Origin of the sequence: Lacrimispora amygdalina (genome assembly GCF_900205965.1) — a bacterium.
GTDB lineage: Bacteria > Bacillota > Clostridia > Lachnospirales > Lachnospiraceae > Lacrimispora > Lacrimispora amygdalina_A.
The window spans coordinates 199,320-223,373 of the sequence record NZ_OAOF01000003.1 but is presented as its reverse complement, the minus strand read 5'-3'; the positions used below and the strand labels follow the sequence as shown (position 1 = coordinate 223,373).

General features: G+C 41.7%; 20 protein-coding genes. 4 read left to right on the top strand and 16 right to left on the bottom strand.

Going from position 1 to position 24,054, the window contains the following annotated elements; all coding sequences use genetic code 11:
- Positions 1 to 27: 27 nt before the first annotated feature.
- Complete coding sequence (locus tag CRO04_RS05925; RefSeq protein ID WP_166432484.1) at positions 28 to 2,199, bottom strand: methyl-accepting chemotaxis protein; 2,172 nt, start codon at positions 2,197 to 2,199, stop codon at positions 28 to 30.
- A 269-nt stretch (positions 2,200 to 2,468) separates the two neighbouring features.
- Between CRO04_RS05925 and CRO04_RS05920 the strand changes: the two genes are divergently transcribed.
- Positions 2,469 to 3,782, top strand: a complete 1,314-nt coding sequence (locus CRO04_RS05920; protein WP_097003308.1) for an IS30 family transposase — start codon at positions 2,469 to 2,471, stop codon at positions 3,780 to 3,782.
- Between the two features lie 309 nt (positions 3,783 to 4,091).
- On the opposite strand, the gene CRO04_RS05915 is transcribed toward CRO04_RS05920, so the two are convergent.
- The 10 genes from CRO04_RS05915 to CRO04_RS05870 form a co-directional block, all read right to left on the bottom strand.
- Entirely contained in the window at positions 4,092 to 5,267 is a 1,176-nt protein-coding gene (locus tag CRO04_RS05915; protein ID WP_097003307.1) for a tyrosine-type recombinase/integrase, read from the bottom strand.
- Positions 5,268 to 5,537: 270 nt separating this feature from the next.
- Positions 5,538 to 6,728 (bottom strand): MFS transporter, encoded by a 1,191-nt coding sequence (locus tag CRO04_RS05910; RefSeq protein WP_166432483.1) that lies wholly within the window; start codon positions 6,726 to 6,728, stop codon positions 5,538 to 5,540.
- Entirely contained in the window at positions 6,721 to 7,296 is a 576-nt protein-coding gene (locus CRO04_RS05905; RefSeq protein WP_097003305.1) for an ArsR/SmtB family transcription factor, read from the bottom strand. The genes CRO04_RS05910 and CRO04_RS05905 overlap by 8 nt, the downstream gene beginning before the upstream one ends.
- A gap of 96 nt (positions 7,297 to 7,392) precedes the next feature.
- A complete protein-coding gene (locus tag CRO04_RS05900; protein WP_097003304.1) occupies positions 7,393 to 8,538 on the bottom strand; it encodes a GGDEF domain-containing protein in 1,146 nt (381 codons plus the stop codon).
- 196 nt (positions 8,539 to 8,734) lie between these two features.
- A complete protein-coding gene (locus CRO04_RS05895; RefSeq protein ID WP_097003303.1) occupies positions 8,735 to 8,947 on the bottom strand; it encodes a hypothetical protein in 213 nt (70 codons plus the stop codon).
- A gap of 12 nt (positions 8,948 to 8,959) precedes the next feature.
- Positions 8,960 to 9,889 carry an AEC family transporter gene (locus tag CRO04_RS05890; RefSeq protein WP_097003302.1) on the bottom strand — a complete coding sequence of 310 codons (930 nt, stop codon included), beginning with the start codon at positions 9,887 to 9,889 and terminating at the stop codon, positions 8,960 to 8,962.
- Positions 9,890 to 9,942: 53 nt separating this feature from the next.
- Positions 9,943 to 10,245, bottom strand: a complete 303-nt coding sequence (locus tag CRO04_RS05885; RefSeq protein ID WP_097003301.1) for a PTS sugar transporter subunit IIB — start codon at positions 10,243 to 10,245, stop codon at positions 9,943 to 9,945.
- 32 nt (positions 10,246 to 10,277) lie between these two features.
- Positions 10,278 to 10,577, bottom strand: a complete 300-nt coding sequence (locus CRO04_RS05880) for a PTS lactose/cellobiose transporter subunit IIA (RefSeq protein WP_097003300.1) — start codon at positions 10,575 to 10,577, stop codon at positions 10,278 to 10,280.
- 20 nt (positions 10,578 to 10,597) lie between these two features.
- Positions 10,598 to 10,804, bottom strand: coding sequence for a hypothetical protein (locus CRO04_RS05875; RefSeq protein WP_097003299.1), 207 nt, complete (start codon positions 10,802 to 10,804; stop codon positions 10,598 to 10,600).
- A 58-nt stretch (positions 10,805 to 10,862) separates the two neighbouring features.
- Positions 10,863 to 12,173 carry a PTS sugar transporter subunit IIC gene (locus tag CRO04_RS05870; RefSeq protein ID WP_097003298.1) on the bottom strand — a complete coding sequence of 437 codons (1,311 nt, stop codon included), beginning with the start codon at positions 12,171 to 12,173 and terminating at the stop codon, positions 10,863 to 10,865.
- Positions 12,174 to 12,480: 307 nt separating this feature from the next.
- Here CRO04_RS05870 and CRO04_RS05865 point away from each other — a divergent pair, with 307 nt between their 5' ends.
- On the top strand, positions 12,481 to 13,968 hold the full coding sequence (locus CRO04_RS05865) for a family 1 glycosylhydrolase (protein WP_097003297.1): 1,488 nt from the start codon (positions 12,481 to 12,483) through the stop codon (positions 13,966 to 13,968).
- A gap of 548 nt (positions 13,969 to 14,516) precedes the next feature.
- Here the strand turns inward: CRO04_RS05865 and CRO04_RS05855 are convergent.
- Complete coding sequence (locus tag CRO04_RS05855; protein WP_097003295.1) at positions 14,517 to 16,424, bottom strand: BglG family transcription antiterminator; 1,908 nt, start codon at positions 16,422 to 16,424, stop codon at positions 14,517 to 14,519.
- Between the two features lie 237 nt (positions 16,425 to 16,661).
- Here CRO04_RS05855 and CRO04_RS05850 point away from each other — a divergent pair, with 237 nt between their 5' ends.
- Positions 16,662 to 17,264 carry a hypothetical protein gene (locus CRO04_RS05850; protein WP_097003294.1) on the top strand — a complete coding sequence of 201 codons (603 nt, stop codon included), beginning with the start codon at positions 16,662 to 16,664 and terminating at the stop codon, positions 17,262 to 17,264.
- Positions 17,265 to 17,316: 52 nt separating this feature from the next.
- Here CRO04_RS05850 and CRO04_RS05845 read toward each other — a convergent pair whose 3' ends face one another.
- Together CRO04_RS05845 and hydE are read right to left on the bottom strand one after the other, a co-directional pair.
- Positions 17,317 to 18,141: a YitT family protein gene (locus tag CRO04_RS05845; RefSeq protein ID WP_166432482.1), complete on the bottom strand. Its 825-nt coding sequence runs from the start codon at positions 18,139 to 18,141 to the stop codon at positions 17,317 to 17,319.
- A gap of 232 nt (positions 18,142 to 18,373) precedes the next feature.
- Entirely contained in the window at positions 18,374 to 19,414 is a 1,041-nt protein-coding gene (gene hydE / locus CRO04_RS05840) for a [FeFe] hydrogenase H-cluster radical SAM maturase HydE (protein WP_097003292.1), read from the bottom strand.
- Between the two features lie 300 nt (positions 19,415 to 19,714).
- Here hydE and CRO04_RS05835 point away from each other — a divergent pair, with 300 nt between their 5' ends.
- Positions 19,715 to 21,853: a glycoside hydrolase family 88/105 protein gene (locus CRO04_RS05835; RefSeq protein ID WP_097003291.1), complete on the top strand. Its 2,139-nt coding sequence runs from the start codon at positions 19,715 to 19,717 to the stop codon at positions 21,851 to 21,853.
- Between the two features lie 100 nt (positions 21,854 to 21,953).
- Here the strand turns inward: CRO04_RS05835 and CRO04_RS05830 are convergent, their stop codons facing one another.
- Both CRO04_RS05830 and CRO04_RS05825 read right to left on the bottom strand, forming a co-directional pair.
- Positions 21,954 to 22,811, bottom strand: a complete 858-nt coding sequence (locus tag CRO04_RS05830) for a metallophosphoesterase family protein (protein WP_097003290.1) — start codon at positions 22,809 to 22,811, stop codon at positions 21,954 to 21,956.
- Complete coding sequence (locus CRO04_RS05825) at positions 22,808 to 24,013, bottom strand: histidine kinase N-terminal 7TM domain-containing protein (RefSeq protein ID WP_097003289.1); 1,206 nt, start codon at positions 24,011 to 24,013, stop codon at positions 22,808 to 22,810. Before CRO04_RS05825 ends, CRO04_RS05830 begins: the two co-directional genes overlap by 4 nt.
- Positions 24,014 to 24,054 lie beyond the last annotated feature (41 nt).

Here is a 24,054-nt window from a genome sequence, read left to right as displayed (position 1 = left end):
TCCGTAGAATTGCAGTGAACGCTTAATTTAATATTTTGCCGAGTCGTGTATATTAACCGAAGGGGTTATATATGTTTGGTCAGGTTCGGTATATACTTTAGTATCTGTATTATCAACCGGTACCTCAAGGGTGGCTGCGGCCTCATAACGGACGCTTTCCTCTTTTTCCTGCGGATCGGTATCCTGAAGCCTGAATTTCTCTACTTCCTGCTTTAATAACTGGGCCTGGGCATCCAGTTCCTCACTGGAAGCAGAACTTTCCTCTGCTGTTGCCGCATTGGTCTGAACGACTGTTGAGACCTGGGTCAGTCCCTGGTTAATCTGATCGATCGCCTCCACCTGTTCATTGGAAGCAGCTGCAATCTCCTGAATCGTATGCTCCACCTGTCCGGATTTCTCTGCAGCTGACTTTAAAATGCGGGTTGTCTCATAAGCAATCTTTACACCTTCTGACACGGTCTGAACCGAATGTCCGATGAGATCTGCTGTCTGCTTGGCAGCCTCTGCAGATTTACCGGCAAGATTACGTACTTCATCGGCTACCACTGCAAATCCCTTGCCTGCTTCTCCAGCTCTGGCTGATTCTACCGCTGCATTTAAAGCCAGTATATTGGTCTGGAATGCAATATCCTCAATTACCTTGGTAATGTTTGAAATCTTCTCTGAAGCCTGTCCGATTTCCTTCATGGAGTGATCCAGCTTCTCCATATAAGTATTGCCTTCGTCCATTCCGGTAACCGCCTCTCTTACATAGCCAGTAGCCTTCTGAACATTCTCTGCATTCTGCTGTGCCCGGTTAGAAACGCTGCTTACCGAAGCGCTTAATTCCTCAACTGTAGCTGCCTGTTCGGTCGCGCCCGAAGCCAGTGCCTGGGAAGCGTCGGAAATCTGCCTTGATCCCTCTGCTACTCTGTCAGAAGATTCTTTAATCTTAGTAAATACCGAATTTAAGTTATAGGTAATACCATTCAGTGAATCCCTAATCTGTACAAAATCACCTTTATAATCCTGAGTTGCTGTAATCGTGCAGTCTCCCTTTTCCAGACCGCTTAATATTGTAGAAATCTCATTAATATAGCTATTAAGGGTATTGATCGTTCCGGTAAATGAACGGGATAAATCCTCAAGCTCATCTCCGGTATTGATCTGAGGTACTTCAGAATGCAAATCTCCCTCATCAAGAGCTTTGATACGCTCTGCCAATCCGATAATCGGTCTGACGATCGGGCCTGCAATCCGAAAAGCCATATGGAGAGATGCAAGAATCATCAGAACCGCCAGAATGATTGTGATAATCAGCGACTGATAGAAGCCTGCCATCATCTCGGACTGGTTTGCTGCAACTCCGATGGACCAGCCGTCTGTGTTGGTTATAGGTGTGTAACCCATGACCAGAGTCTTCCCCTTAAAGCGGGCAGTCCGGATATCAGACTTTCCATTAATCATCTCCTGTATATTGGCGGCAACGCCCCTGAGTGATGAATCACTTTTTGCCAGTTCAATATAATTGGTCTCATTTGATACTACGTTTCTGTTTTTGTGGGCAACTACCTTGCCGGCTTTATCTGCAACGAATCCATAACCGGATTTTCCCATGGTAACTGCGTCAATCATCTTGCTGAATACATCTGCATCCAGGGTTCCTGTTACAATCCCGTTATATTCCCCGTTATTCACCTTAGCTGCAATGACCAGAACTGTTTTGCCCAGTTCCTTGCTTTGCATGGTAGTTGATATGTAAGTTTCGCCCTTTATTGCGTGGCTAAAATATTCCAATTGGCTGACGTCTGCACCATTCGATGCTTTTCCGTTGACATCCGCTGTTGTAACCTCCAAAAAGCCGTAATCCTTCGCCAGCTTATCCATCGCTTCTTTTCTCTGCCCGTCACTTTTATTCCGGTCTGTAATGGAAGTGTATTGTGCGATGGCCTCTATTTTAATCTTGTAAATATCTATGGCGTTCTCAATCGCCTGACTATAAGCCTCTGCTGATTCCTTAAGTCTCATATCAGTATTATTTTTCGCATCCCGGTAGAACAGATAACCATTGAAAGTACCAAACAAAATAGATATTGCCACACACATAGCAATGATACCAGACAGCAATCTCCCTTTTATGGATTTGTTCTTTCCCGATGGGTCAGACCCCTCCTCTGACTTTTTTATGACCCTCTTTAATGCCTTAAATTTTCCCGCCACAGTCATATCCTCCTAATCATTATTTACATGCTGGAAACTACTCACCTTTTCTGTAAAATTTTTACTGAATTTTACTAAATAATATTATATAACATGGGGCAGATATTTGTCAATTATGACAGAATTTTGAAGAATAATATGAAAATTGAAAATGTAAATTCCACTACCACTTACCCAGGTAGAGTTTACCTCTGCACAGTTTATATTTACTCTTTCATACATATATGGTATCTTTATAACTCCTTCTGACAGCAGTAGAAGGAGATTTTATGAGTAAATATATTCCTGGTAACCAGAAGCATCTCACTCTGAAGGATCGTGTTTTTATTGAAAACTCTTTAAATCAAAATCATACATTTAAAGATATTGCAAAATATCTATGCAAAGATCCAACCACCATCTCTAAGGAAGTGAAGGCCAGACGTTCCTCTGACTGGTATCATAAAGGCACCTTTTACAATGCCAAGAACTTCTGCATTCACAGGTTTAGCTGTCGAAAAGTAAATGTCTGCAAAAAGATTCTTGTATGTGGGGTCAAATGTGCTTCCTGTCCAACCTGTAATCAAACCTGCCGAGATTTTGTGAAGGAACGCTGCTCCCGACTGGATAAAGCTCCCTACGTTTGCAATGGCTGCGACAAGAAGATCTCTCACTGCACAATTGCTCACAAATACACATACAATGCACGGTTTGCTGATCGCAAATATCATGAGTTACTCACCAATTCCAGAAATGGTATCTGCATGACAAAACACGAGCTGCATCAAAAAGATATGATTGTTTCTCCACTGATTGAGCAGGGGCAGTCTCCCTATCAGATATCCATAAATCATCCGGAACTGGATATGTCTGTCCGCACAATCTATACCTACATTGACAAGGGTCTGTTCTCCGCCAGAAATGTAGATTTAAAGCGTAAACCTAAGTTCAAACCACGTAAATGCCACAGGATGCAGATCACGGATCGCTCTGTTTTTGTCAACAGAACCTATCTTGATTTTCAGGCTTTGGACCTTGAATACTTTGCAGAAATGGACACGGTTCATTCTTCCCGAGAATCTAAAAAAACTCTGCTGACGTTCTACTTAACAAGGGAAAAACTTTTTCTTGCATTCCTGATGAACCGATGCACCAAAGGCGCCGTACGACTTGTATTTGACCATCTCGAAAAACGACTGGGAACCTATGAATTCGTTTCCTTATTCGAATACTTATTAACTGACCGTGGCTGCGAATTTGGCGATCCTGTAGGCCTGGAGACTGGGATCAGCGAAATACAGCGCTGTAATCTCTACTTCTGTGATCCGATGCGTAGCGGCCAGAAGGGGGGCGTTGAAAATGTTCATACCATGCTTCGCATGGTGCTTCCAAAAGGAACCAGCTTTGAATTTCTAACTCAATGGGACGTGAATCTGATTGTTAATCATATCAATTCCACACCACGGGAGAGTCTGGGTGGCGAAACGCCATATAATCTGGCTCTAGAATCATTTGGTGAAGACACCTTAAAAGCGCTTCAGCTTAGGCGCATTGTCCCTGACGAGGTCAATCTGACACCTAAGCTGATTCGCTACAACCGTTAACTAACTTACTTAAATCTGCTGTCGGACTGGAAGTAAACTTTTCACAATTTTTTAATGTGACCGGTGGAATTTAGCCTCGCACGCGAAACTCCAGTGGCCTGTTTTCTCTGCCCTAAAATATGATTTTTTGTAAGAAGTTAGCTTAATTATAGCAGAAATCTTAGAATAGCGCGCAAAAACCTCTACCATTTATGACAACTTTTAAAGGGTGGTGGAATTTAGTCCTGCACTGGAATTTACTTTTTCAAGTCAGCTTGAAGAATAATATATTAATTTGTAACTTAAGTTAAAAAATGTGAGAGTTTTACCCTATCTGGCCCAGGAATCTTCCAATATTTCAAAATTATCCTTTATTATTGGTCCGTTCAGATCTGCATTCAGCTGGTACATATCATTGAATTTTTCAATAGCTGCCTTTTTTTGCTCCATCAGGGAATGTGCATAGACATTTAGGGTGATGGATACGCTGGAATGTCCCAGAAGCTCGCTGATGGTTTTAATATCCACTCCCAGTTCCAGCGCCCGGGTGGCAAAGGTGTGGCGGATGGCATGAAACTTCCGGTCTTTGACACAGGCTTCCCTTAACAGTCGTTTATAAAGCTTCTGAAAGCACCTGGGGTCGAAGGGAACATCTGTTTCCGTAAAAATATAATTCTCCTGGCTTCTGCTTTTATAAGAAGCCAGCACCGGCATGTTCAGTAAAAACTGGGGAAGGGGGATCCTTCTCATAGATTTCCGGCTTTTTGGTGCCCCTACAAACAATGCGGTTTTATGATCTTTTTTGTCAAAATGGCGGATCCGGGAAACGGTCCTGCTGACAAATAAGGTTCCTGTTTCCATATCAATATCTCCCCATTTTAATGCACATAATTCCCCCAGACGAAGGCCGGTGTAAAAACAAAGGAGAATTCCCATGGCACGCCTGTCCCCGTAACGAAAAGCGGTCTGCTCAATCTGACGCTGTTCTTTCATGGAGAATACCTCCACCTCTTTGTCATCTGTTTTTGGATATTTAATCAGATCCATAATGGCAAAGCATTCCGCAGATCCCTTTAAAATCTCTTTTACTGCTATTTTAAATATAGTCAGGTTTTTCTTTTTAGAAGAATCTGCAAGCTCCTCATTCTCATACATTTCCTTTACAAAACGCGAAACAGAATCCGTTGTGATTCTCTGTTTTTTTTCCTTTTCAAAAAACGGGATAACGTATTTGTTTATGCACCGGTAATAGCTTTCATAGGTAGATGGCTTTACTCTTACAGAGACGTCCTGAAGCCAGTTCTCAAAAAGGACAGCCCCTTCCTCTGCCTGTCCCGATTTCTTAGCTCTGTAATTCACCTGGTTATCCTTATAATTCTTCATCTTTTCCTTTACACCCTTATAGCTTCTGGAATAGAAGTACTGGTACTTCCCCGTCTGCTTTAAAGTTCTTCCTTCCCACCTTCCATCTTTGCGTTTATAAATATTTTCTCCTCTTCTTGGCATGGTTAACTCCTTTGCTTATGTTATTTTTTATTATATGACGGTTTAAGCGTTGGAAAATAATCCAATTATTTCCAAATCATATAAAAGGACCGCTCTCATTTTAACCTAAAAATGGCGATCCAGGATAGTTCTGGGTCGCCATTTCGGATTCCGGTACCTCTTCTGGCATGAGAATCAGGTTAGTCCGGAAATCCGGAAAAACAGCTTCTTATCATTGCCTGTACCTTTATTTATATCAGGAGTTTTCAAATGATTCAATAACATATAGCTTTATTTTCTTTTTTGTGCCATTAAAAGCAAGGTGATTAAAAGGGTATATCCGATTAGTACTACACCGGAAGTAAGCCAGATTCCTGTTACATCAATGCGGTCCACTGTCAGGCTGCTGAAAACAGATCCGAACACAGATCCTGTCTGTAAGAGAAATGATCCGACTGATAAAACACTGGCTCTTAAAGGTCCTGGCGTATACTGATTGATCAGCGTGTTTTCTGCTACACTGCCGGTTCCAAGAAACAGATAAATACCTCCATATAAAATAACAAATATCCAGGCGGAATTCATAAGAGCCAGAATCAGTAAAACGCTGCCAGCGAAAATACGGCTGATGCTATAGATTCTCCACTGTCTTCCCGGATATTTTAAGAGCAGCCTGCGGCAGAGAGAATTACCTGCGGCTGAAAGAAAAAATCCGACAAAGGAAAGTACTCCCAGCATCCAGCTTCCCTGTGTTAAATCCGACAGTCTCATATAGACCGGCTGCCAGTATGTCTCAATGGGAGTAATTAAAAATCCGGTGATCAGCATGCCTGACAGTATGAATGGAAAATCCCGTTTTGAAAATACAGTAACAAATCCTCCCTTTAAATGGCTGACAAAGTGCGGGCGTTGTTTTCCTCTGCCAGATATCGGGGCTTCCTTTATTCCAAATATGCAAAGTCCCATGGTCACCACAGTTAATGCAATGCGCAGCAGAACGTTGGCATTATAGGAATCGCCTAAGCAGGAAAAAAAGCCTCCAAGGATACATCCCAATGCCAGACCCAACTCTCCCATGATGGAAATACGGGCAGTCACATCGGGCAGGCATTCCTCCCCCCGTTCTTCCAACGCCTGGTCTACGATTAAGGCATCCAGACTGCCGGATGAAAAAGCCCTGCTGACACCATTCAGTACAACGCAGCAAAATAACCAGAACAGATTCTGTGCAAAACAAAGCATAACAACCGATAAGAACTGGCAGGCTCCAGATATCAGAAAAACAGTTTTCCGTCCATACAAATCTGCACAGATTCCGCTGGGCAGCTCAAAGCATAACACCGCAGCGGAATAACTGGCAATTAAGAGTGGAAGGGTTTTAAGATCTGCTCCCTTTTTCAGAAGAATTAAATTTAACACCGGCAAGAGGATTCCCAAAGAAGTATAGTTAAGGAAAATTATCAGCTGTTTTATCTTACTCAAAAAGATCTTCCTCCGCGTTATAAAGAATAAGGGCGTATTCCCACGGAGACTTCTTAGCAGAAGGTACCGCGTGTGCATCCAAAAAATCCATAATCAGTTTTAATAATTCCTTACCTTCTTCTGGCTCAAGGTGAATGACTCCTGCCAGAATATCGCCCAACCCCCACCTTGATTCCAGATCCTCATCATTATAATGCTCTATAAATTTTTTCTTTTGTGTTAAAAAGCCATCATAGGTTTTTGCAATCTGCTCCTGGACCAGAATCTCTTTCTGCATGTGAGTGTCATCCGGATGGTCCAGACCAATCTGGACATTGACATAGGTTGGACTATAATATCTGGCCGTAATTCCATTAATAACCTCTGTGTGATCCAGCTTAATGACCCCAAGTGACTCCAGTTTTTTAATATGATGCTGAACACTTGATGGAGAGATATCCAGCTTTAGTGAGAGCTGCTTCGGTGTCATGGGCAGCTTAGAACGCTCCAGTATCCGGAGGAGATTCTGCCTCACCGGATTCATATAAATTTCCAGTTCCTTTTTCGTAGACAGTTTAACTTTATCCATTCCGCTTATCTCCTTACTTCCTTATCGTTACACTTATTGTATCATTACATATTTTGTAATGTCAAGTCAAAAAATCAAAGAATGAAGATCACACAGTCACTCTGAGATCTTCATCCCCTTTTTATATACTCTTACGGAGTTACGAACTCTTTTTGCATCATATAACGCATAATCGGACAGAACAAACAGCCGGGCTGCATCCAGGTGGCTGGAGTGAGCCGCCAGACCGAAGCTGGCAGTAAAAAGGATCTCACTATTCTCCTCTATTCTGATCTCTTCTGTTAACTTCCTGACCGTCTCACAGACCTGGACCGCCTCCTCCATAGTCATGTTCTGAAACAGGAGACAGAATTCATCGCCACCATAGCGATAAGGTGTATAGGCACATGATTGTTCCCTTAAAACCCTGGCAAATTCTATTAAGCATTTATCTCCCATATAATGACCAAACTGGTCATTAATGCTTTTAAAGTTGTCAATATCCACAACAGCAAGAATATGTTCTTCACATGATTTCTGAATCTCCATGACAGACATGGCCTCATCGAGGGCCTTACGGTTATAGATTCCGGTCAGCTCATCTAATTGAATGCTCTGCTTTAACTGATACCTCTCAAGATCCGTCCTGATGCTGGCCAGATTTTTCTTCTGTTCAAACAGGATTACTACCATGCTTGCAGCGGAAAAGGCAATCAGTATTATCATGGATATCAGAAAATTCCCCATTCTCATGCTGCTTTCAAAAATTGTGATCTTATCTGAGCCCCATTTAATGAATATTTCAGAAAATGCAGCCGCTCCGATACAAAGAAAGGAAGTGGCCCCTGTAAGCCTGTAATCTGCATATAGAATCGTCATCATAATCGCCCCTGGAAATATGTAATAGGTGGCAGTAAATCCGCTGTGAACCGTAAACAGGACAAATGTGATTAAAACCAGCAGCAGGGATACACAATAGATTTTCAATTTCTGGGTGAATGCTTTTGAATTTATAATCAGGGTTTCAGCCAGAACACAAGTTAGATTAATTCCGGAAGGTATTATGATGTATTTTAAGATGTAGCGTTCCATCGTTGTATGAATCAGACCTGACCGGGCAAAAAACAGGCTCATAAGACATTCCATTATCAGAGAAAAAACAACAATACCCACAGTGGTCTTATAATGCAGCTTCAACCAGTCATAATCTATAATCTGATACTGCTTTTCTATATCTATATTACGGATATCATCCGGTATCATGTTAGAAACCGCCTCCTGTCTTTTCCATATTACCACATCATAGAATCACCTGTTCATCCTAGAATATTCCTGATTTTCCATACAGTGAACATAATACCATTCTCCGGATGAAACAAAAAACAGTATAGCATACCAATAAAAAAAACGCACTCCATTTATTCCGGAATCCCGGCATAAATGAAGTACGATTCTTATACTAAGCCTGCTGAGCCTGAACTGAAAAATAGATTGCCGCCAGTTCCCTCTCTCCTTTCAGCTTCTTTTTTAATGCTTCTGCTTTTTTCCCATCCTCTCCCTCCGGATTATCAAAAAAAAGCTTCATTCCTGACTTTTTTATAAAAATAAGTCCTTCACCCTCTGCATATTTCTGAAACAGCTCCTGTTTTAACGGTGCATTAATTATAATCATTTCTATCCCCTCTTATTTAAAAAATACGCCAGCTGCTGCCATAATCGCAGGTATGGTAATTAAAGACAGTACAGTTGTAATTGTTAAAAGATTTGACGCATACTGGCTGTTCTTTTTGTACTGCAGGGCGAACATGGTACTCATGGCTCCGCTGGGGCAGGCTGCCGCCGTTAAGACCGTCACAGAAATAGTCTTATTCACTCCTGCTGCCAGCAAAAGAATCATGGTCAGGGCGGGAACCACAATCAGCTTGGAAATGCTGATAATGTAAGTCCTCCTGTTCTTTAATCCCCCCAGGAAATCACTCTGGGCAAGATTAATTCCTGAGATCAGCATGGCAGCAGGTGTGTTCATTCCGCCGATTAAGGAAACCGGTTCCCGTATAATCTCAGGCAGCTTTATTCCTGTCAGAAACAGAAGTATTCCTGTGATGATTGCTGCATTGGACGGGTTTATCAGGCTTTTCACAGTCTTTTTTATACTCTCTGCTTTTCCGCTCATCAGCATGATTCCGTGTGACCAGACAAACATATTAAATACTGTCAGATAGGCGGTCAGATAGAACACACCTTCTTTTCCCAGAATACTGTCTATCAGAGGAATACCAATAAAGCCGCAATTGGAATAAACAATGGACATCCGTTCCACTGCCATATCCGAGCCTGTGTTCTTTGGCACTGCACCCCTGGATACTGCTATTGCAATCAGAAAGCTTACAAAGGACAAAAGGGCTGTAATTGCCAGACCATACAGTCTCTCTCTGTCAAAATCAATCTGATAAGATAAAAGTATGACACAGGGAGAGATAATATAAAGCAGAACAGAAGTCAGCCTGCTGCCTGTAGTTTCATCTGCGATTCCTGTCTTGTATGCGCCTGCACCGATTAACAGAATGATAAACATTTCGATTATTTTAGTTGCTGTAATATAAGCCAGATTCATGTTTCACCTCTGTCAGCTGCCGGTACCTGCTTACGCTTTTCTGCCGTTATTCTTTAGTCTCCAAGTGCTTTTTTCACCTGTGCAATAACCTTTGCTCCATTCATGGTTCCATAGGCCTGCATATCAATGCATTCGACGATTTTTCCGGGGCATTCCTTTTCAACCTTCCCCTTACCAAAACGAACCTGTGGTCCCAATAGAATGATATCCGCATCCGGCCCCTTTTCTCTCGCGCTTGCCAGTGCATATGCGTGAATCTGACACTCGTAATTTTCCTTAGCAGCTGCTTCCTTCATTTTGTTGACTAAAAGGCTTGTTGACATGCCTGCGGCACAAAACAATACAATATTTCTCATCGTTACAACTTCCCTTCTCTGAATATTTTAACTTATTTTCTTAAAATATCAATCATTTCTTTGCATAGATCCATGACCGTCATGGCATTCATTAAATGATCCTGTGCGTGAACCATCAGAAGTCCGACATCCACTTTATTGCCGTTTAATTCATTCTGGATCATCTCTGTCTGTATCTCATGAGCTTCCTTAAGTGTATTGTCTGCCTCCTCCATGAGTTCATCTGCCTTCTTAAAGTCACCGGTCTTCGCCGCACGAAGTGCCTCAATTGCACTACTTCTGGCATTTCCTCCGTTTACTACAAGTTTCATAACAATCATTTCAATATCCATCACTATGCTGCCTCTCTCTCCTAACCAGCGATTATGAGTTTCACAAATGTAAACAGGGTGCAGATCGCAATCATGGTCCATACCCATTTTTCCGGTCTGCGAAATTCAGATGAAGAATTCCATACCCGGAAAAGTCCATAAGGCGGACATAATACAATCCACAGATATGAAATAATTCTTGCTTTTGAAAATACGTCTGTCACCTGAAGCTCATCCTTTTCCTTCATGTTCCAATTTCCTCCTCTTTTTGTCAGACTCATAATCGCCTCATTCTGTTTGAAACTGTTATTCTTCTGTAACAACCTGCTGTTTGTTTGCTATCAGAACAAACGGGATATATACAACAAATGCGAGGAGGATACAGATAATCTGAGTTATTGCTGCCCCTATATTACCGCCGGAGCAAAGAAACGCCATAAGTCCGGGTGGTGTGGTCCACGGTGCATTTACCACCAATCTTCCGCAGAAGCCGATCTTTGTCATGGCGTAGGCAAAGGTAGCGGACACTGCCGGTGATATCATAAATGGAATAGCAAGTACCGGATTCATTACGATAGGAAGACCAAAGACCAGCGGTTCATTGATGTTGAAAACCGCACAGGGAAGCGCCAGCTTTGCAATTGCCTTATAGTCCGCACGCTTGGAAAACAGCATGATTGCAATGATCAGTCCTCCTGTAATTCCTGCTCCGGTAACGGTTGAAAAGCAGGACATAAAAGGGGTACTGATAATATTGGGAATCGCTGTTCCTGCAGCATAAGCGGCCTCATTTTCTGCAAAGGCAGCCAGAAGAATGGGATCATATACTGCCTTTGTCACCTGGGTTCCATGAATACCAAAAGTCCATAAAACTGTGGTGATAAAAATCAGGGTAATATACCCGGGGAAGCTGGTTAGAATATGAGACAGCGGTCTCTGAATAAATGCAGTTATGGCATTAAATAATGTCATGCCTGTGACCATTTCAAATACCAATCCTACCGTTGAAATTAAGAGCACGGTAATGAGTGACGGAAACAGGATGGTAAAGGACCTTGCCACATTGGAGGGAACGGCATCCGGCATATGTATTTCCAGCTTTCCGCTCTTTACCAGCCGGCAGTAAATTTCCGTAGCAGCTATGGAAGCAAACATTCCCACAAACAGACCCTGTGCGTTGGTATACACTCTGGAAAGAACATTGGTTATTGCAACTTCGGTTCCGTCAGCTGCTTTCCCGCTGGCAGTAAAAGCACAGAGAGAGATATAGGCGCCCAGAGCTACAATTGGTAATGCCTTATCAGTAATTCCGTAATATTCCCCCAGCTCCATGGCAATTAAGATCACACAACCGATAGCAATAAAATTCATGGTTCCGTAATTAGCTGCCGTAAACATCGGGTTCAGCTTTCCAAGGAAGCTTAAACCAGGTATGTTGGCAAGGCTGAAATATCCTGGTGTGGTGTTGCAGATTACATTGGAAAACAGTGTACAAAATGAGCCGATAATGATAATTGGCAGAAGGCTCATAAATGCATTCTTAATTGCTGCCAGATGTCTTTGCGTCTGCATTGCCCCCGCTGCAGACAGCATGCCATTCATTAATTTGTCTTTCATCTTTTCCTCCATCTCCACCGTATTAACGGTATTTACTTACTAACGTCACGCATACACCTCATTTTTGTGCATCTCCCCCACTTTTTTCGATATTTTTTCGGTTTTCTTATGCGTATTGACATGATATCACATCTATCTATCAAACTCCATGTTCAGTTTTTCCATTTTGATAATGGCATTTTCTTCTTCGCTCCAAAGAAGCAGACACCACTACTAATTTGGAAAAAGTGTTCTTTGATGTTGATCTTTCGCTCTGTTATAATAGCATGGAATATAAAAAACAGCTAAGGAATGGGGAGGGAATTATATGAATCACAAACGGACATTTCCGGAAGGTTTTCTCTGGGGCGGTGCAACTGCTGCCAACCAGGTTGAAGGCGGATGGAAAGAAGGCGGAAAAGGAATTTCCGTATCAGACTGCGCCAGAGCACATTTTGATACAGACGTGACCAATTATAAGGCTCACAACGCAATAACGACGAAAGATATTGAAGCTGCTCTTGCTACCGATGATGAGGTATATTATCCCAAACGCCATGGATCGGATTTTTATCACCATTATAAAGAAGACATAAAGCTTTTTGCAGAAATGGGCTTTAAGGTCTACCGCATGTCCATTGCCTGGTCCCGGATTTTCCCAAACGGGGATGAGGAAATGCCCAATGAAGAGGGACTTCAATTCTATGACGATGTATTTGATGAGCTTCATAAATATGGGATTGAACCTCTTGTAACTATGTCCCACTATGAACCCCCTGTCAATCTGGTATTAAATTATAAGGGCTGGTACTCCAGAGAGGTCATTGGCTTTTTTATCAGATATGTGGAAACCATCTGCACCCGGTATAAGGATAAAGTAAAATACTGGCTGACTTTCAATGAAGTGGACTCCATGATCCGTCACCCCTATACGACCGGCGGCTTAATCGAAGACCGTTTCCCAGGCCAGAACTTTGAAGAGGTGATCTTTCAGGCAATGCACCACCAGTTTGTGGCATCTGCCCATGCAACCAGAATCTGCCATGAGATGATTCCCGGCTCTTTGGCTGGGTGTATGCTGACAAAGCTGACCTATTATCCCTACACCTGTAAGCCGGAAGATGTATTAAAAGCCCAGCAGATGATGCGGGGGACTTATTGCTACAGTGATACCCAGGTGTTTGGCGAATATCCGGCTTACTTACTTTCCAGATTCAAAAACAATGGTATCACCATTCAAAAAGAGGCCGGGGATGATGAGATCATGAAATCCTATCCTGTGGATTTTGTTTCCTTCTCCTATTACAATTCCTCCTGCGCAGCTGAGGACACTTCTAATTTAAATGTAACGGCCGGCAATACCATGACAGCTGTTAAAAATCCTTATTTAAAGGCTTCGGACTGGGGCTGGCAGATCGATCCTACAGGACTGCGGATTTCCATGGTGGATCTTTACGACCGCTATCGTAAGCCTCTGTTTATCGTAGAGAACGGGCTGGGAGCTGCAGATGTGATGAGAGAAGATGGAACGATTGATGATCAGTACAGGATTGATTACTTACGGGAGCATATGAAGGCGATTTTAGATGCCATTGAGGAGGATGGCGTGGATTGTCTCGGCTATACCTCCTGGGGTTGTATCGATCTGGTTTCAGAGTCAACGAAGCAGATGTCTAAACGGTATGGCTATATCTATGTTGACTGTGACGATTATGGGAAAGGGACGTATAAACGACTGAAGAAGAAATCTTTCTACTGGTATAAGAAAGTCATTGAAACAAATGGACTCAGTCTGTTTTCAGGTGAAGAGTGTTAAATAAAAAGAATAAATGATATTTAGGGTAGTTCAGTTTTCAGAGCTACCCTATTATTATATTTATTGTTCATAATTTACGGGAGGTACTCGTTCTATAATATTAAAAGTTGCATATATACTCGTAATAATTACAGGTGATTTTAATGTATAATAGAAGATATTAAATATTAGCTATTTATTATTTTTGTAAAGGAAGTGGATATCTATGAAAAAATCCAAAAGATATTGGATAATCAGTATAATAGTAATTTTATTAAGTATCATAACGTTACTGCTTATGGTTATTGGAAAAAAGACTATAATAGCTTGTTCATTTTTTATCTATGAATTATTTATGATGTTACTGGTTGGAAATGTAGCATCTTACTTAACTACATATTGGTCTCAACGTAAAGAATTGAAAAAAAAGGACATGTTATATATTTGTATTTTTTTAATAATTAATATAATATCACTATTAATATATTTTTATTTTATTACAATATCTTATCTTATTAATTAACATCAAGCTGAACATTAATCTTATTAATCCACTTCTTTCTAAAATATTACATCGGATGAGTTTCTTCCATCTGTGCCATAGCCTTAATAAAAGCATCAAAATCCTGCTTTTTTACCAGTTCCTGAATCTGCTTCTGACTTAACAGAAAAGATGCAGTCAGCTGATAAAAATGCTGCAGCTCTGCGCTGGTATGGTCCTTGTCCGCAATACACACCAGGAAAACAGCCCGGATTTTCTGATCTCCCCACTCCACCGGCTCATCAAGAATTCCCACACAGACAAAGGTCTCACTGCTCATGGCTTTATAAGCATGAGGCATTGCCACCTGATTGCCAAAGGCTGTTTTTGCCACCCGTTCCCGCCTGAGCACCGATTCATAAAATTCCTCTGGCAGATTCTTCTTTTCAATGACAAACTGACACATAAAGCGAAGCACTTCAGTTTTTGTCCGGAACTTTAAGTGCGGCAGAAACAACTCCCGTTCATAATAATTCCGGACAGAAAACGATTTCTGGGCACAAAGGGCTTTCTTAACATTTACAATATCCTCGTCACCGAGAAAATATTCCACTTCCAGAATGGGCAGCGGAACAGACAGGGTGATGGGTACCGTGGTAAAGATATAGTCATATCTGGAAAAGTCCATCTTATATAAGCTTCCAACGTCGCAGGCAATGATATCATCGATATAATCCTTAAAGGAATTCTTGTATTTGTACTGCAAAAGCTGGGCACTTCCCCTCCCGGAGGAACAAACCAGAATAATATTTTTCTTCTTAATTTCTGTTTTCTTCCGTTCAAGGGCCAGTGCAAAGGCGAAAGCAAAGTAAGCCACCTCATCCTCAGATAAGGAGACCTTAAAATGTTCATTAAGCACAGTGACTGCATTACAAGACATGGTATAGGACAGGCAGAATTTTTCCTTTACATCACGCAGCATGGGATTTTTCATATCCATATCAAAACGGATCCTGACACTTAATGGCACCAGATGCTGGCTTAAGATCATTCTCAATTCTAAATCACTTCGAAAATCAAATTTAAACAGATCATATACCCGTTCCAGCATAGCAGTTACAAGATCACTGATCTCCTGGGTAATAATTACATTTTCTCCTGAACCTGCTTCCTGCAAAAACATCTTTTTCCCAGCCAGATGAATGGCAATGTAGATAACCTCATTTTCAGGAAAACTTAAGTGAAACCGTTCTTCCAGCTTTGCTGCTATCGATTTTGCTATATGATATTCATACCGCTCTTCCGGATTATCAAGAAGCCCTTCCGGCATAGGAACGTAGTGGCTTTCCATAATCCTGCTGATGGCGATATAAAGATGGACAACCAGATTCTGATAAGCCGCCCCGGTAATCAAAAAATCATTTTCCTTTAAAACCATGGATACAATGGCAGCAATCTCGTCCATGCTTTCATTTCCCTTGTGAAGTCTCTTTCCGGAAAATGATGCAATACAGAGTCTGGTATCAAATTCTTTCCCTTCAAGGCGGATTCCATAGTTTGGCTTACGTATAATCCGGATATTAAATTTATTTAAAAACTGCTCGACTTCCTTTAGATCTTCCGTTAGCGTTCGTTTGGATATATAAAGGCTTTCGCTTAATTCCTCCAGTTTTGCATAGGATTCGCTGTTGATTAAGTACTCCAGTAAATATTGTACCCGTTCTTCTGAAGTAGAAGGTAAATATTCTTCCAAACCACGGGCGCAGCTTTCACGGCAGTAAGCCTCATATTTTTCATGATCCTGAATATTGAGGAAATAACCAACTCCGTATTTCGATAGGATTCCCGCACCATAAGGCTCGATCTCCTGACTGATCTCTTTTAAAAGATTACGAACCGTTTTTGTCCCTGCATGAATCTGTTGTGCAAGCATCTCTGCTGTACAGTAATCTCTGTCTGATAAAATATCTAAGATCTGCTTCATTCGCCTGTCCATTCTTTTCACCCCTGTCAATCACTGCCCGCGTCATACTTTTTTGTATATTTTTCATCTTTTATTAAAATACATCTCCATATTTTTATGCATATTTACATAGTATCATAAATCATCATTTAACTGAATGAATCTTTTTTCCATTTTTAAAGTGGTAAAGTCTTCTTTTTTGCGGTTACATACAACATAACACCATGCATATAATGAAATAGAATCTTTTAATCAAGGGAGACTGACTATATGATGGCAGAAAGCGGGGACACAAGAGAAACGATTACAATAAACGGAAGCATTATAGAAGTGAAAAATGCCCTTGTGGAGGAGATGTATACTTCCAACAGCAGAACGGGATACTTAATTATTTCATATGCCGTAGCCGGCGAGAATGATATGGTAAATATAGAACTGGTCCAGTTAAATATCGGATGGGACACCATTCTAATTGATCAATTCGGAGAAACAATCAGTTTATGCAGTATTCTAAAAGGAACCTATGTCAATGCGGCTTTTTCTACTGTAATGACAAGAAGTATTCCTCCCCAGTCAAACGCCTACCGGGTTATAGCCATGCTAGAAGTCACCTCCTATGTCGTAACCACAGACCGGATTGTCTGGATTGATCCGGAGAACCATTTTGTTTATACAGGCAACCCCAATGATGAAAGGGGTCAGATGCGTTTTCTCATTACCAATGCTACCCAGATCTTAGACCAGAATGGAACCCCTGTTACTCTGGCCGATTTAGTGCCAGGAGAAATGGTCCGGATTAAACATGCCAGCTTCCAGACTGCAAGCATTCCTCCCCAAACCAATGCATATGTAATTGAGATGGTATCCAATTAAAAACACTGCCGGCAATACCAATTGGTAATTGCCGGCAGTTTCTGTTTTTTCTTTATTCTATATCAAATCCTCTGCCTATAATATTATTGCTTAAATTCGCGCAGATAAAGCTGTCATCATGAAAGGATCTTACAAACTCTTTAATTGCAATTAACTCCTGCTGGTTTACCACTGCCTGAATCAGCATCTTCTTCTTAACATTGGTGGTATCCATTCCCTGAATAAAAGTTGCTCCCCGGTTTAAATCGTTGCGGATAAACTGTGTAATCTCTAAATACTGATCTGACATGATATTAACATTATAATATTTCTCAAATCCAATGATCAGCTTATCGGTCACCACACTCTGGACAAATGTGCAGATCAGGGAATAAATGATCATCGTAATATCTCCGTATATGATAGAGGAACCAATTACTACCGTGTTAAGAATTAAATAGTAGGATCCGATTGACAAACCCCTTTTTTCTTTCAGATACAATGCCACAATGGATTCCGGTCCGTTTGCAACCCTTTGTTTCATAATAATACCGCCGGCAATTCCTCCCACAACGCCGCCGCTGATGGCTGCTGCGATAGGATCTGTATGAAGCTGGGGCAGAATCTGATTTACGATTCCCACATAAAAAGTAAACATAAAATAGCTGAACCCTGCATAAAAAATCTGTTTTCTGCTGTATCTGAAAAATGCCCAGATAAAGATAGGCAGTGCCATGATTATTAAAAGCAGCTGTACATTAGCTCCAGTCAGGCGGTTAAAAACAGTTGCCAGACCTCCAAGTCCGGTAGCCACTAAATTGTTGGCGTTTAAAATCTGGCAGTATGCACATGCAGAGATAAACTGGCCGATTGCTATCCAAAATAGCTTTTTTTTCATCGTTGCTCTCCTCATTCCAGTAGGTATGTCATTACACCGACACCTATTATATAGATTAAATTCCTGTTAAGCAACAACATTAATTTGTTAATTATTTGACTATTTTCTTTATTCATGCCATATATGAGGTTATTTTCGGAATATATCATATTAACAGTTGTCAATGTATCAAAACATCGAAACGCTATGGTGATATAAGTCCAGAAAATCAACGTTTGCGGGGAAAAGTTTGTTAAATCTCTACAAAATCGCCTCTCTTTTCTACCACGTTGTAACCAATGGAAGAAACCCGGTTTCTCAGGCACACATTACACTCCGCCGCTTCTTCTCCGGTACAGATTTTATTGTCATAAAGTTCATATTTCTTTCTCACACCAATGGGCGATAAATTGGGCATTAGAACATTGGAACCGGATAAAATTCCTTTCTCTCTTCCTTTTGGATCAATGGTTCCCAGCGCGGTGGTAGCCGGTATTAAGGCATTGGGAAGCATGAGTCTGATCAATCCGATCAGAAACAGGGTTAAATCCATGCTGCCGGCGGGAAAATCCTTAAAAGGAGTCTCCTTATGGGGTATAAAAGGTCCGATTCCCACCATCTGCGGAGACAGCTCTTTAATAAACTTAAGATCCTCTGCCAGACATTCAGGGGTCTGGTAAGGAGACCCTACCATAAAGCCGGTTCCCACCTGATATCCGATCTTTTTTAAATTCCATAAGCATTCCTTACGGTTCTCAAGGGAAAGAGACTCCGGATGAAGCTTTTTATAATGCTCTTCGCTGGCAGTTTCGTGGCGCAGAAGGAACCGGTTGGCACCAGCCTCAAAATATGCCAGATACTGCTCATAGCTTTTTTCTCCGATGGAAAGGGTAATGGCACAGTCCGGGTATCCCTCTCTTATTTCTTTAATAATATCGGTCATGATTTCATCTGTAAATGCTGCATCTTCCCCGCCCTGAAGGACGAAGGTCCGAAATCCCAGCTCATAACCGTTCTTACAGCAGGAAAGAATCTCCTCTTTGCTTAAGCGGTAACGGCTGACATTTTGATTGCTTCTTCTGATTCCGCAATAAAAACAGTCATTCTTACAATAATTGGTAAATTCAATCAATCCTCTGATAAAAACTTCTTTTTGAAAATGCTCCTGGCTGGTTGTCCGGGCCAGGGAAAAAAGATATTCACTGGCATCTTTGTCAAAATTCTCTATTAAATAAACGAACTCTTCCTTTTCCAGGTCATGATTTTTATATAATTTATCGATCAGTTCTCTCATATGCCTCTGCTCCTTCTCCTGAAACGGCTACGTGTCCGTGCCTTATATGATTATTCTAGCATGTTTCCCTTACCTGCAAAAATGAATTTTCTGGCAGTTTTATGTACATTCATAGTACATTGGTATGTTAATACTATCATTTTCCTGTGCTCAAGGGAAGTGGGTTTTATTTTCTTGACTAAAAACTATACATTCGCTACAATTATATCATAAATGGAAAGGTTTTTCTGTCGGTTTTCACAATGATCTTTTCCATTTCGGCTCCTATCACTCTCAAACTTAAACTTAAGGAGACCAGTTATGAAATATTTTAATCAGGAAGACAGTGCTTACGCGGTTTATGGGGAAAGAGACAAAGAAGTAATCGCACTGCTTGCCAACCGCTTTATCGGAGAAAATCCACAGGTGCCTTATCAGTACAGACTGGATTTTACTTCCGGAATTTTATGTGATACAGAAGGCTGGTATTTATTCGATTTTGGCAGCCGCTTTCCTCAGGCGCAAATCGGGGAAATCTGCTATGGGGCAGGTGACCTTTACAGCCATGAACAGACACCATCAAGCTTTGAGGTCCGCTGCCAGGGGCCAGTAGTATGTTATGTTAACGGAGAAGAGGTATTTCGTTCCCTGCCTGGTGACGAGAGTTATAAAACCTCTGCGTTTTTTTCCATCACCCTGTTACCAGGTCTTAACCATTTCGTCCTGGTGACGGAGAAGACAGAGGTCGGCTTTGGTCTGAAACTCCGGAATGCGAAGCCGCAATGGGAACCTCCTCATTTTCTCTCTCCCATACCAGCCAGGAACGGACAGGCAGGATTTGTTTACAGCCAACCGGACCAGTGGAACCTGGAACGTCAAAACTTAATTCTTTCCGGCTGCTATGACGGCATAACCTGGTTTCCCTGCGAAGAATATGAACAGCCACAGTCCTGCTGCCCCATCACCCGTATCTTCGGTGCCTCCAGTCATGGAACAGCAGCACTAAAAAGCCAATTTTACCTTGAAGAAGCAAAAACCGTACATGGAGTGATCCGCTGTGATACACAGGCGTCCCTTTATATAGACGGAGTTTTAAAAGGGGAATGGCAGGGCGGTACCTGGGAATCGGAAATGAAGCTTTCTGGCGGCGCTCATACGATTCTTATTCTTTGTCAGAAGCAGCCGGACGAAGAAACCGGACTGACTGTCCTGCTGGAGACTGGCGGCAATGCGCTGTCTTTATGTGCAGGCGTGAAAGGTTACGAAGGTCAATGGATTTATACCGGCCTGTTTGACGGTAATATCCCGCCTGTCTCTGACTTACTGTCTATGGAAAAGGTCTATGAAGGCATAAACGGCACCTGCTTCTGGAAAGCAGATGTACCGGATTCGTCTGTGAGAATCTTCGCAGAAGAGGAATTATATGGAAAATGGACCTACCCCTGCGGAGTTACCTTATATGGTCTGTTAACTGCCGCCCGTTATCTTAACCGTGAAGACTGGCAGGAATACGTTCTGGAGTATGCACGTATGACAGCAGCAGTGTATGATTATTCCGTATATGACAAATCCGTTTTTGGTTATCCGGGAGTAAATACACAGCTTTGCTGGCTAAGCGAACTGGATGACTGCGGCTCTTTTGGGTCCTTCCTTTTAGAAGCATATAAATACCGGCCTGTCAAAGAGGCCAGAAAACTGGCTGATGTGATTGCCGACTTTATGAGAAACCGGCAGCGGCGCGAAAAAGATATGGTATTTTCCAGGAATAACAATACCATGTGGATCGATGATATGTATATGAGCATACCGTTTTTATGCAGGTATTATAAGGTCAGCGGGGATGCGGCATATCTTACTGATGCCTGCAGGCAGGCGAAGCTGTTTAGGCAGTACTTTTTTATGACAGATAAGAAGCTGATGTCCCATATTATTGATTTAACTTATGGAAAGATGAACCGGATCCCCTGGAGCAGAGGAAACGGCTGGGTGGTTCTTGCTCTTTCTGAACTCCTTCTTATCCTTCCAAAAGAGCACCCGGATTACGATGCGGTCACTTCCTTTTTCCTTGAAATGACAGAAGGCATATTACAGGTACAGGATGAAACAGGAATGTGGCATCAGATTCTTGATGATCCCGCCACCTATGATGAGGCCTCTTCAACATCCATGTTCATCTGTGCCTTTTCCAGAGGAATCCGGCTGGGTATTATAAAAGAGGATCTGCGCCTCCGGTGCATGACTTCTATAACAAAGGCATGGACGGGTATGAAAAAAACTGTGATTAACCGGAAAGGTGACTTATACGGCGTATGCCGCGGATCCGACTGCTCTTACAGCAGATCCTATTACCGTCAGCTTGGCTGGCGCTTTAACGATCCTCATGGAATCGGTATCGCAGTTCTGGCAGGAGTGGAAAAACTTATGCTGGATGAATTCCTTCAAAATACTGTCTCCTGTTAAACAATAGGGGCGTTCCACTCGGAGCGCCCTTTTTCAAATACTGTCTTTTCTAATCAGATATTGATAAATAGCATCAATTCCTTCACTGATAATTCTATAATCATAATCCCATTTCGTCTGCTGCCTCTTCCCAGTACTGTTCAGGAAGTATGTACCATGACCCTTTTCCACCGTTTCTCTCCCACTTTTCCAATGCGGCTGTCAGACAGACTCTTGAATAATCCCTGCCTGTAAGCAGAGTTTTCTCAACCAGCTTCGTCCAGATCCTGGCCTTTTCATTCAAATGGCTGTCATACAACTCTTTTACTGCCAGTGCTTTATCGTAATCCAGCTGAATCAGCTCTGCCATCCACTGCCCATTCTCCCCGTGAAGAATACAAAACTGTGCGTCTCCGTTATAATCCCAGGGAACACCAACTGATCCTGCATTAACATGGGTTTTGCCTTTGTATTTATATATCCCCTGCCTGTGGGTATGACCAGAGATGATAAGATCTGTATCCAGTTTTTCAAGAACTTCCTTTTCACTTTCACTACCCAGATGAAACACACCTTTTGTATTATCCATGGTTCCATGGCAAAATTGAAATTCAGGATAACCTTTCATCTGCATTCTGCCTGATATTCTCATGCCTTCAAAAAATTCCAGATCCTCTTTTGTCATATGTTCGTAGGTATATAGAAGACCTCCCGTAGCAGAGGAAGGTGTAATCCATCCATCTTCTGCCCCTTTCTGGTGATTCAACAGATAATCTTCCCTGTTTCCCCGAATGAAGGTGCAGGGATATCGGTCTCTGATATGGTACAATAGTTCCATTGTCTTTTCAGGATATGCACAGTCACTGACATAGTCTCCCAGAAACAGGAACTGGTTTACCCCTCTCTTTACCGCCTCATTATAACAGGCTCGAAACCCATGGTAATTACTGTGAATATCGGCAAACACCCCTATCTTCATCTGTCTCCTCCTTTTCTTACCGCAGCCTTCAAGTCTCTTAAAACCCGGTCTCCCTCAAAGTGGCCGAAAGTATCATTGATTCTTTTAAAATGATCCAGATCCATAATCATAAACACACCGTACAATCCAAAACGCTTCACCTGTTCCATGAAAAATCTGCGGTTATAAAGTCCGGTCAGGGAATCTGTAGTAGCCAGAATCTCCAGCTGCTGTTTTGCATTTTCCGATTCGGTAATATCACTTGCTACATAAATATGGACTCTGTGGGCTTTCATTGCAATTGCCTTAAAGCTGTATTTTCTTCCGCAAATCTCATGAACCGGATCAGAACGGTCCAGATTATGATCTTTTAATTCTTCAATAAGAGAAAAAGGCTGTCCGATTTTCAAGTTCACAAGTGAGGGAAAAAACTCTTTTGACACATTATTAAATCCAATCAGCAATCCATTGCTGTCAATTACAAGAACTGCTTCATTGATGCTTTGAAATATCATTTCATACGTGATTGGATTCAGAACCAATATATCATATCTGAAAAGGCCTATAGTGATGGAAATGCTCATGATGAAATAAGAGAACGGGGTCAAATCCAGGTAAACAGGTCCAGGACCCAATAGATAAATTAACATTGTGACTACAGGTGCAGTTACACCAATCAGAACAAGTACCAGCTTACGTCTGTAACTGCCACTGGAACTTTTCAATTTTATTATCAGAATTGCCAGACTGTATAAGATAGAAAAACCGAGAACCAACATATGAATCTGATACCAGACTCCCTTATGCGATGCCATTACGGGAAATCCAGGCGAATGATCCACACCCATCGAAGAGTAATAAAGGAAATGATGGTTATTGGTGTATACAAGCACTAGCGTGATGACATCAACCAGGAATACAAGCGTCACCATAAATCTGTTTGCAAAGCTTTTCTCTTCTGCATATTCCCTGGTAAACATCATAATAAGAAATGGATAAAATGCCGCTCCGATATACTCAATCTTAATCCAGAAATACATGGCATTCACAGTATCCGACAGAAGTTCAAATGCATATCCTACGGAATGAAAAATCATAGCAGTCATTAAAAGGCAAAAATAGTAAACACCCGGAGTTTTTTTTCTGGCCAGACCATAAATAACAAAATTACCGATCAGTGCAGAAGATACGATCAGTAATACGCTCAGCAATACATTATTCATCTATAAAACTCCTTTCCCGCTTGTTATTTTAGAGAATCAGC

Coding starts and splice junctions, on each gene's coding strand:
- CRO04_RS05920 (WP_097003308.1), top strand. CDS start 2,469: ATGAGTAAATATATTCCTGGTAACCAGAAGCATCTCACTCTGAAGGAT.
- CRO04_RS05915 (WP_097003307.1), bottom strand. CDS start 5,267: ATGCCAAGAAGAGGAGAAAATATTTATAAACGCAAAGATGGAAGGTGG.
- CRO04_RS05905 (WP_097003305.1), bottom strand. CDS start 7,296: ATGGATAAAGTTAAACTGTCTACGAAAAAGGAACTGGAAATTTATATG.
- CRO04_RS05900 (WP_097003304.1), bottom strand. CDS start 8,538: ATGATACCGGATGATATCCGTAATATAGATATAGAAAAGCAGTATCAG.
- CRO04_RS05895 (WP_097003303.1), bottom strand. CDS start 8,947: ATGATTATAATTAATGCACCGTTAAAACAGGAGCTGTTTCAGAAATAT.
- CRO04_RS05890 (WP_097003302.1), bottom strand. CDS start 9,889: ATGAATCTGGCTTATATTACAGCAACTAAAATAATCGAAATGTTTATC.
- CRO04_RS05885 (WP_097003301.1), bottom strand. CDS start 10,245: ATGAGAAATATTGTATTGTTTTGTGCCGCAGGCATGTCAACAAGCCTT.
- CRO04_RS05880 (WP_097003300.1), bottom strand. CDS start 10,577: ATGGATATTGAAATGATTGTTATGAAACTTGTAGTAAACGGAGGAAAT.
- CRO04_RS05875 (WP_097003299.1), bottom strand. CDS start 10,804: ATGAAGGAAAAGGATGAGCTTCAGGTGACAGACGTATTTTCAAAAGCA.
- CRO04_RS05870 (WP_097003298.1), bottom strand. CDS start 12,173: ATGAAAGACAAATTAATGAATGGCATGCTGTCTGCAGCGGGGGCAATG.
- CRO04_RS05865 (WP_097003297.1), top strand. CDS start 12,481: ATGAATCACAAACGGACATTTCCGGAAGGTTTTCTCTGGGGCGGTGCA.
- CRO04_RS05855 (WP_097003295.1), bottom strand. CDS start 16,424: ATGGACAGGCGAATGAAGCAGATCTTAGATATTTTATCAGACAGAGAT.
- CRO04_RS05850 (WP_097003294.1), top strand. CDS start 16,662: ATGATGGCAGAAAGCGGGGACACAAGAGAAACGATTACAATAAACGGA.
- CRO04_RS05845 (WP_166432482.1), bottom strand. CDS start 18,141: ATGAAAAAAAAGCTATTTTGGATAGCAATCGGCCAGTTTATCTCTGCA.
- hydE (WP_097003292.1), bottom strand. CDS start 19,414: ATGAGAGAACTGATCGATAAATTATATAAAAATCATGACCTGGAAAAG.
- CRO04_RS05835 (WP_097003291.1), top strand. CDS start 19,715: ATGAAATATTTTAATCAGGAAGACAGTGCTTACGCGGTTTATGGGGAA.
- CRO04_RS05830 (WP_097003290.1), bottom strand. CDS start 22,811: ATGAAGATAGGGGTGTTTGCCGATATTCACAGTAATTACCATGGGTTT.
- CRO04_RS05825 (WP_097003289.1), bottom strand. CDS start 24,013: ATGAATAATGTATTGCTGAGCGTATTACTGATCGTATCTTCTGCACTG.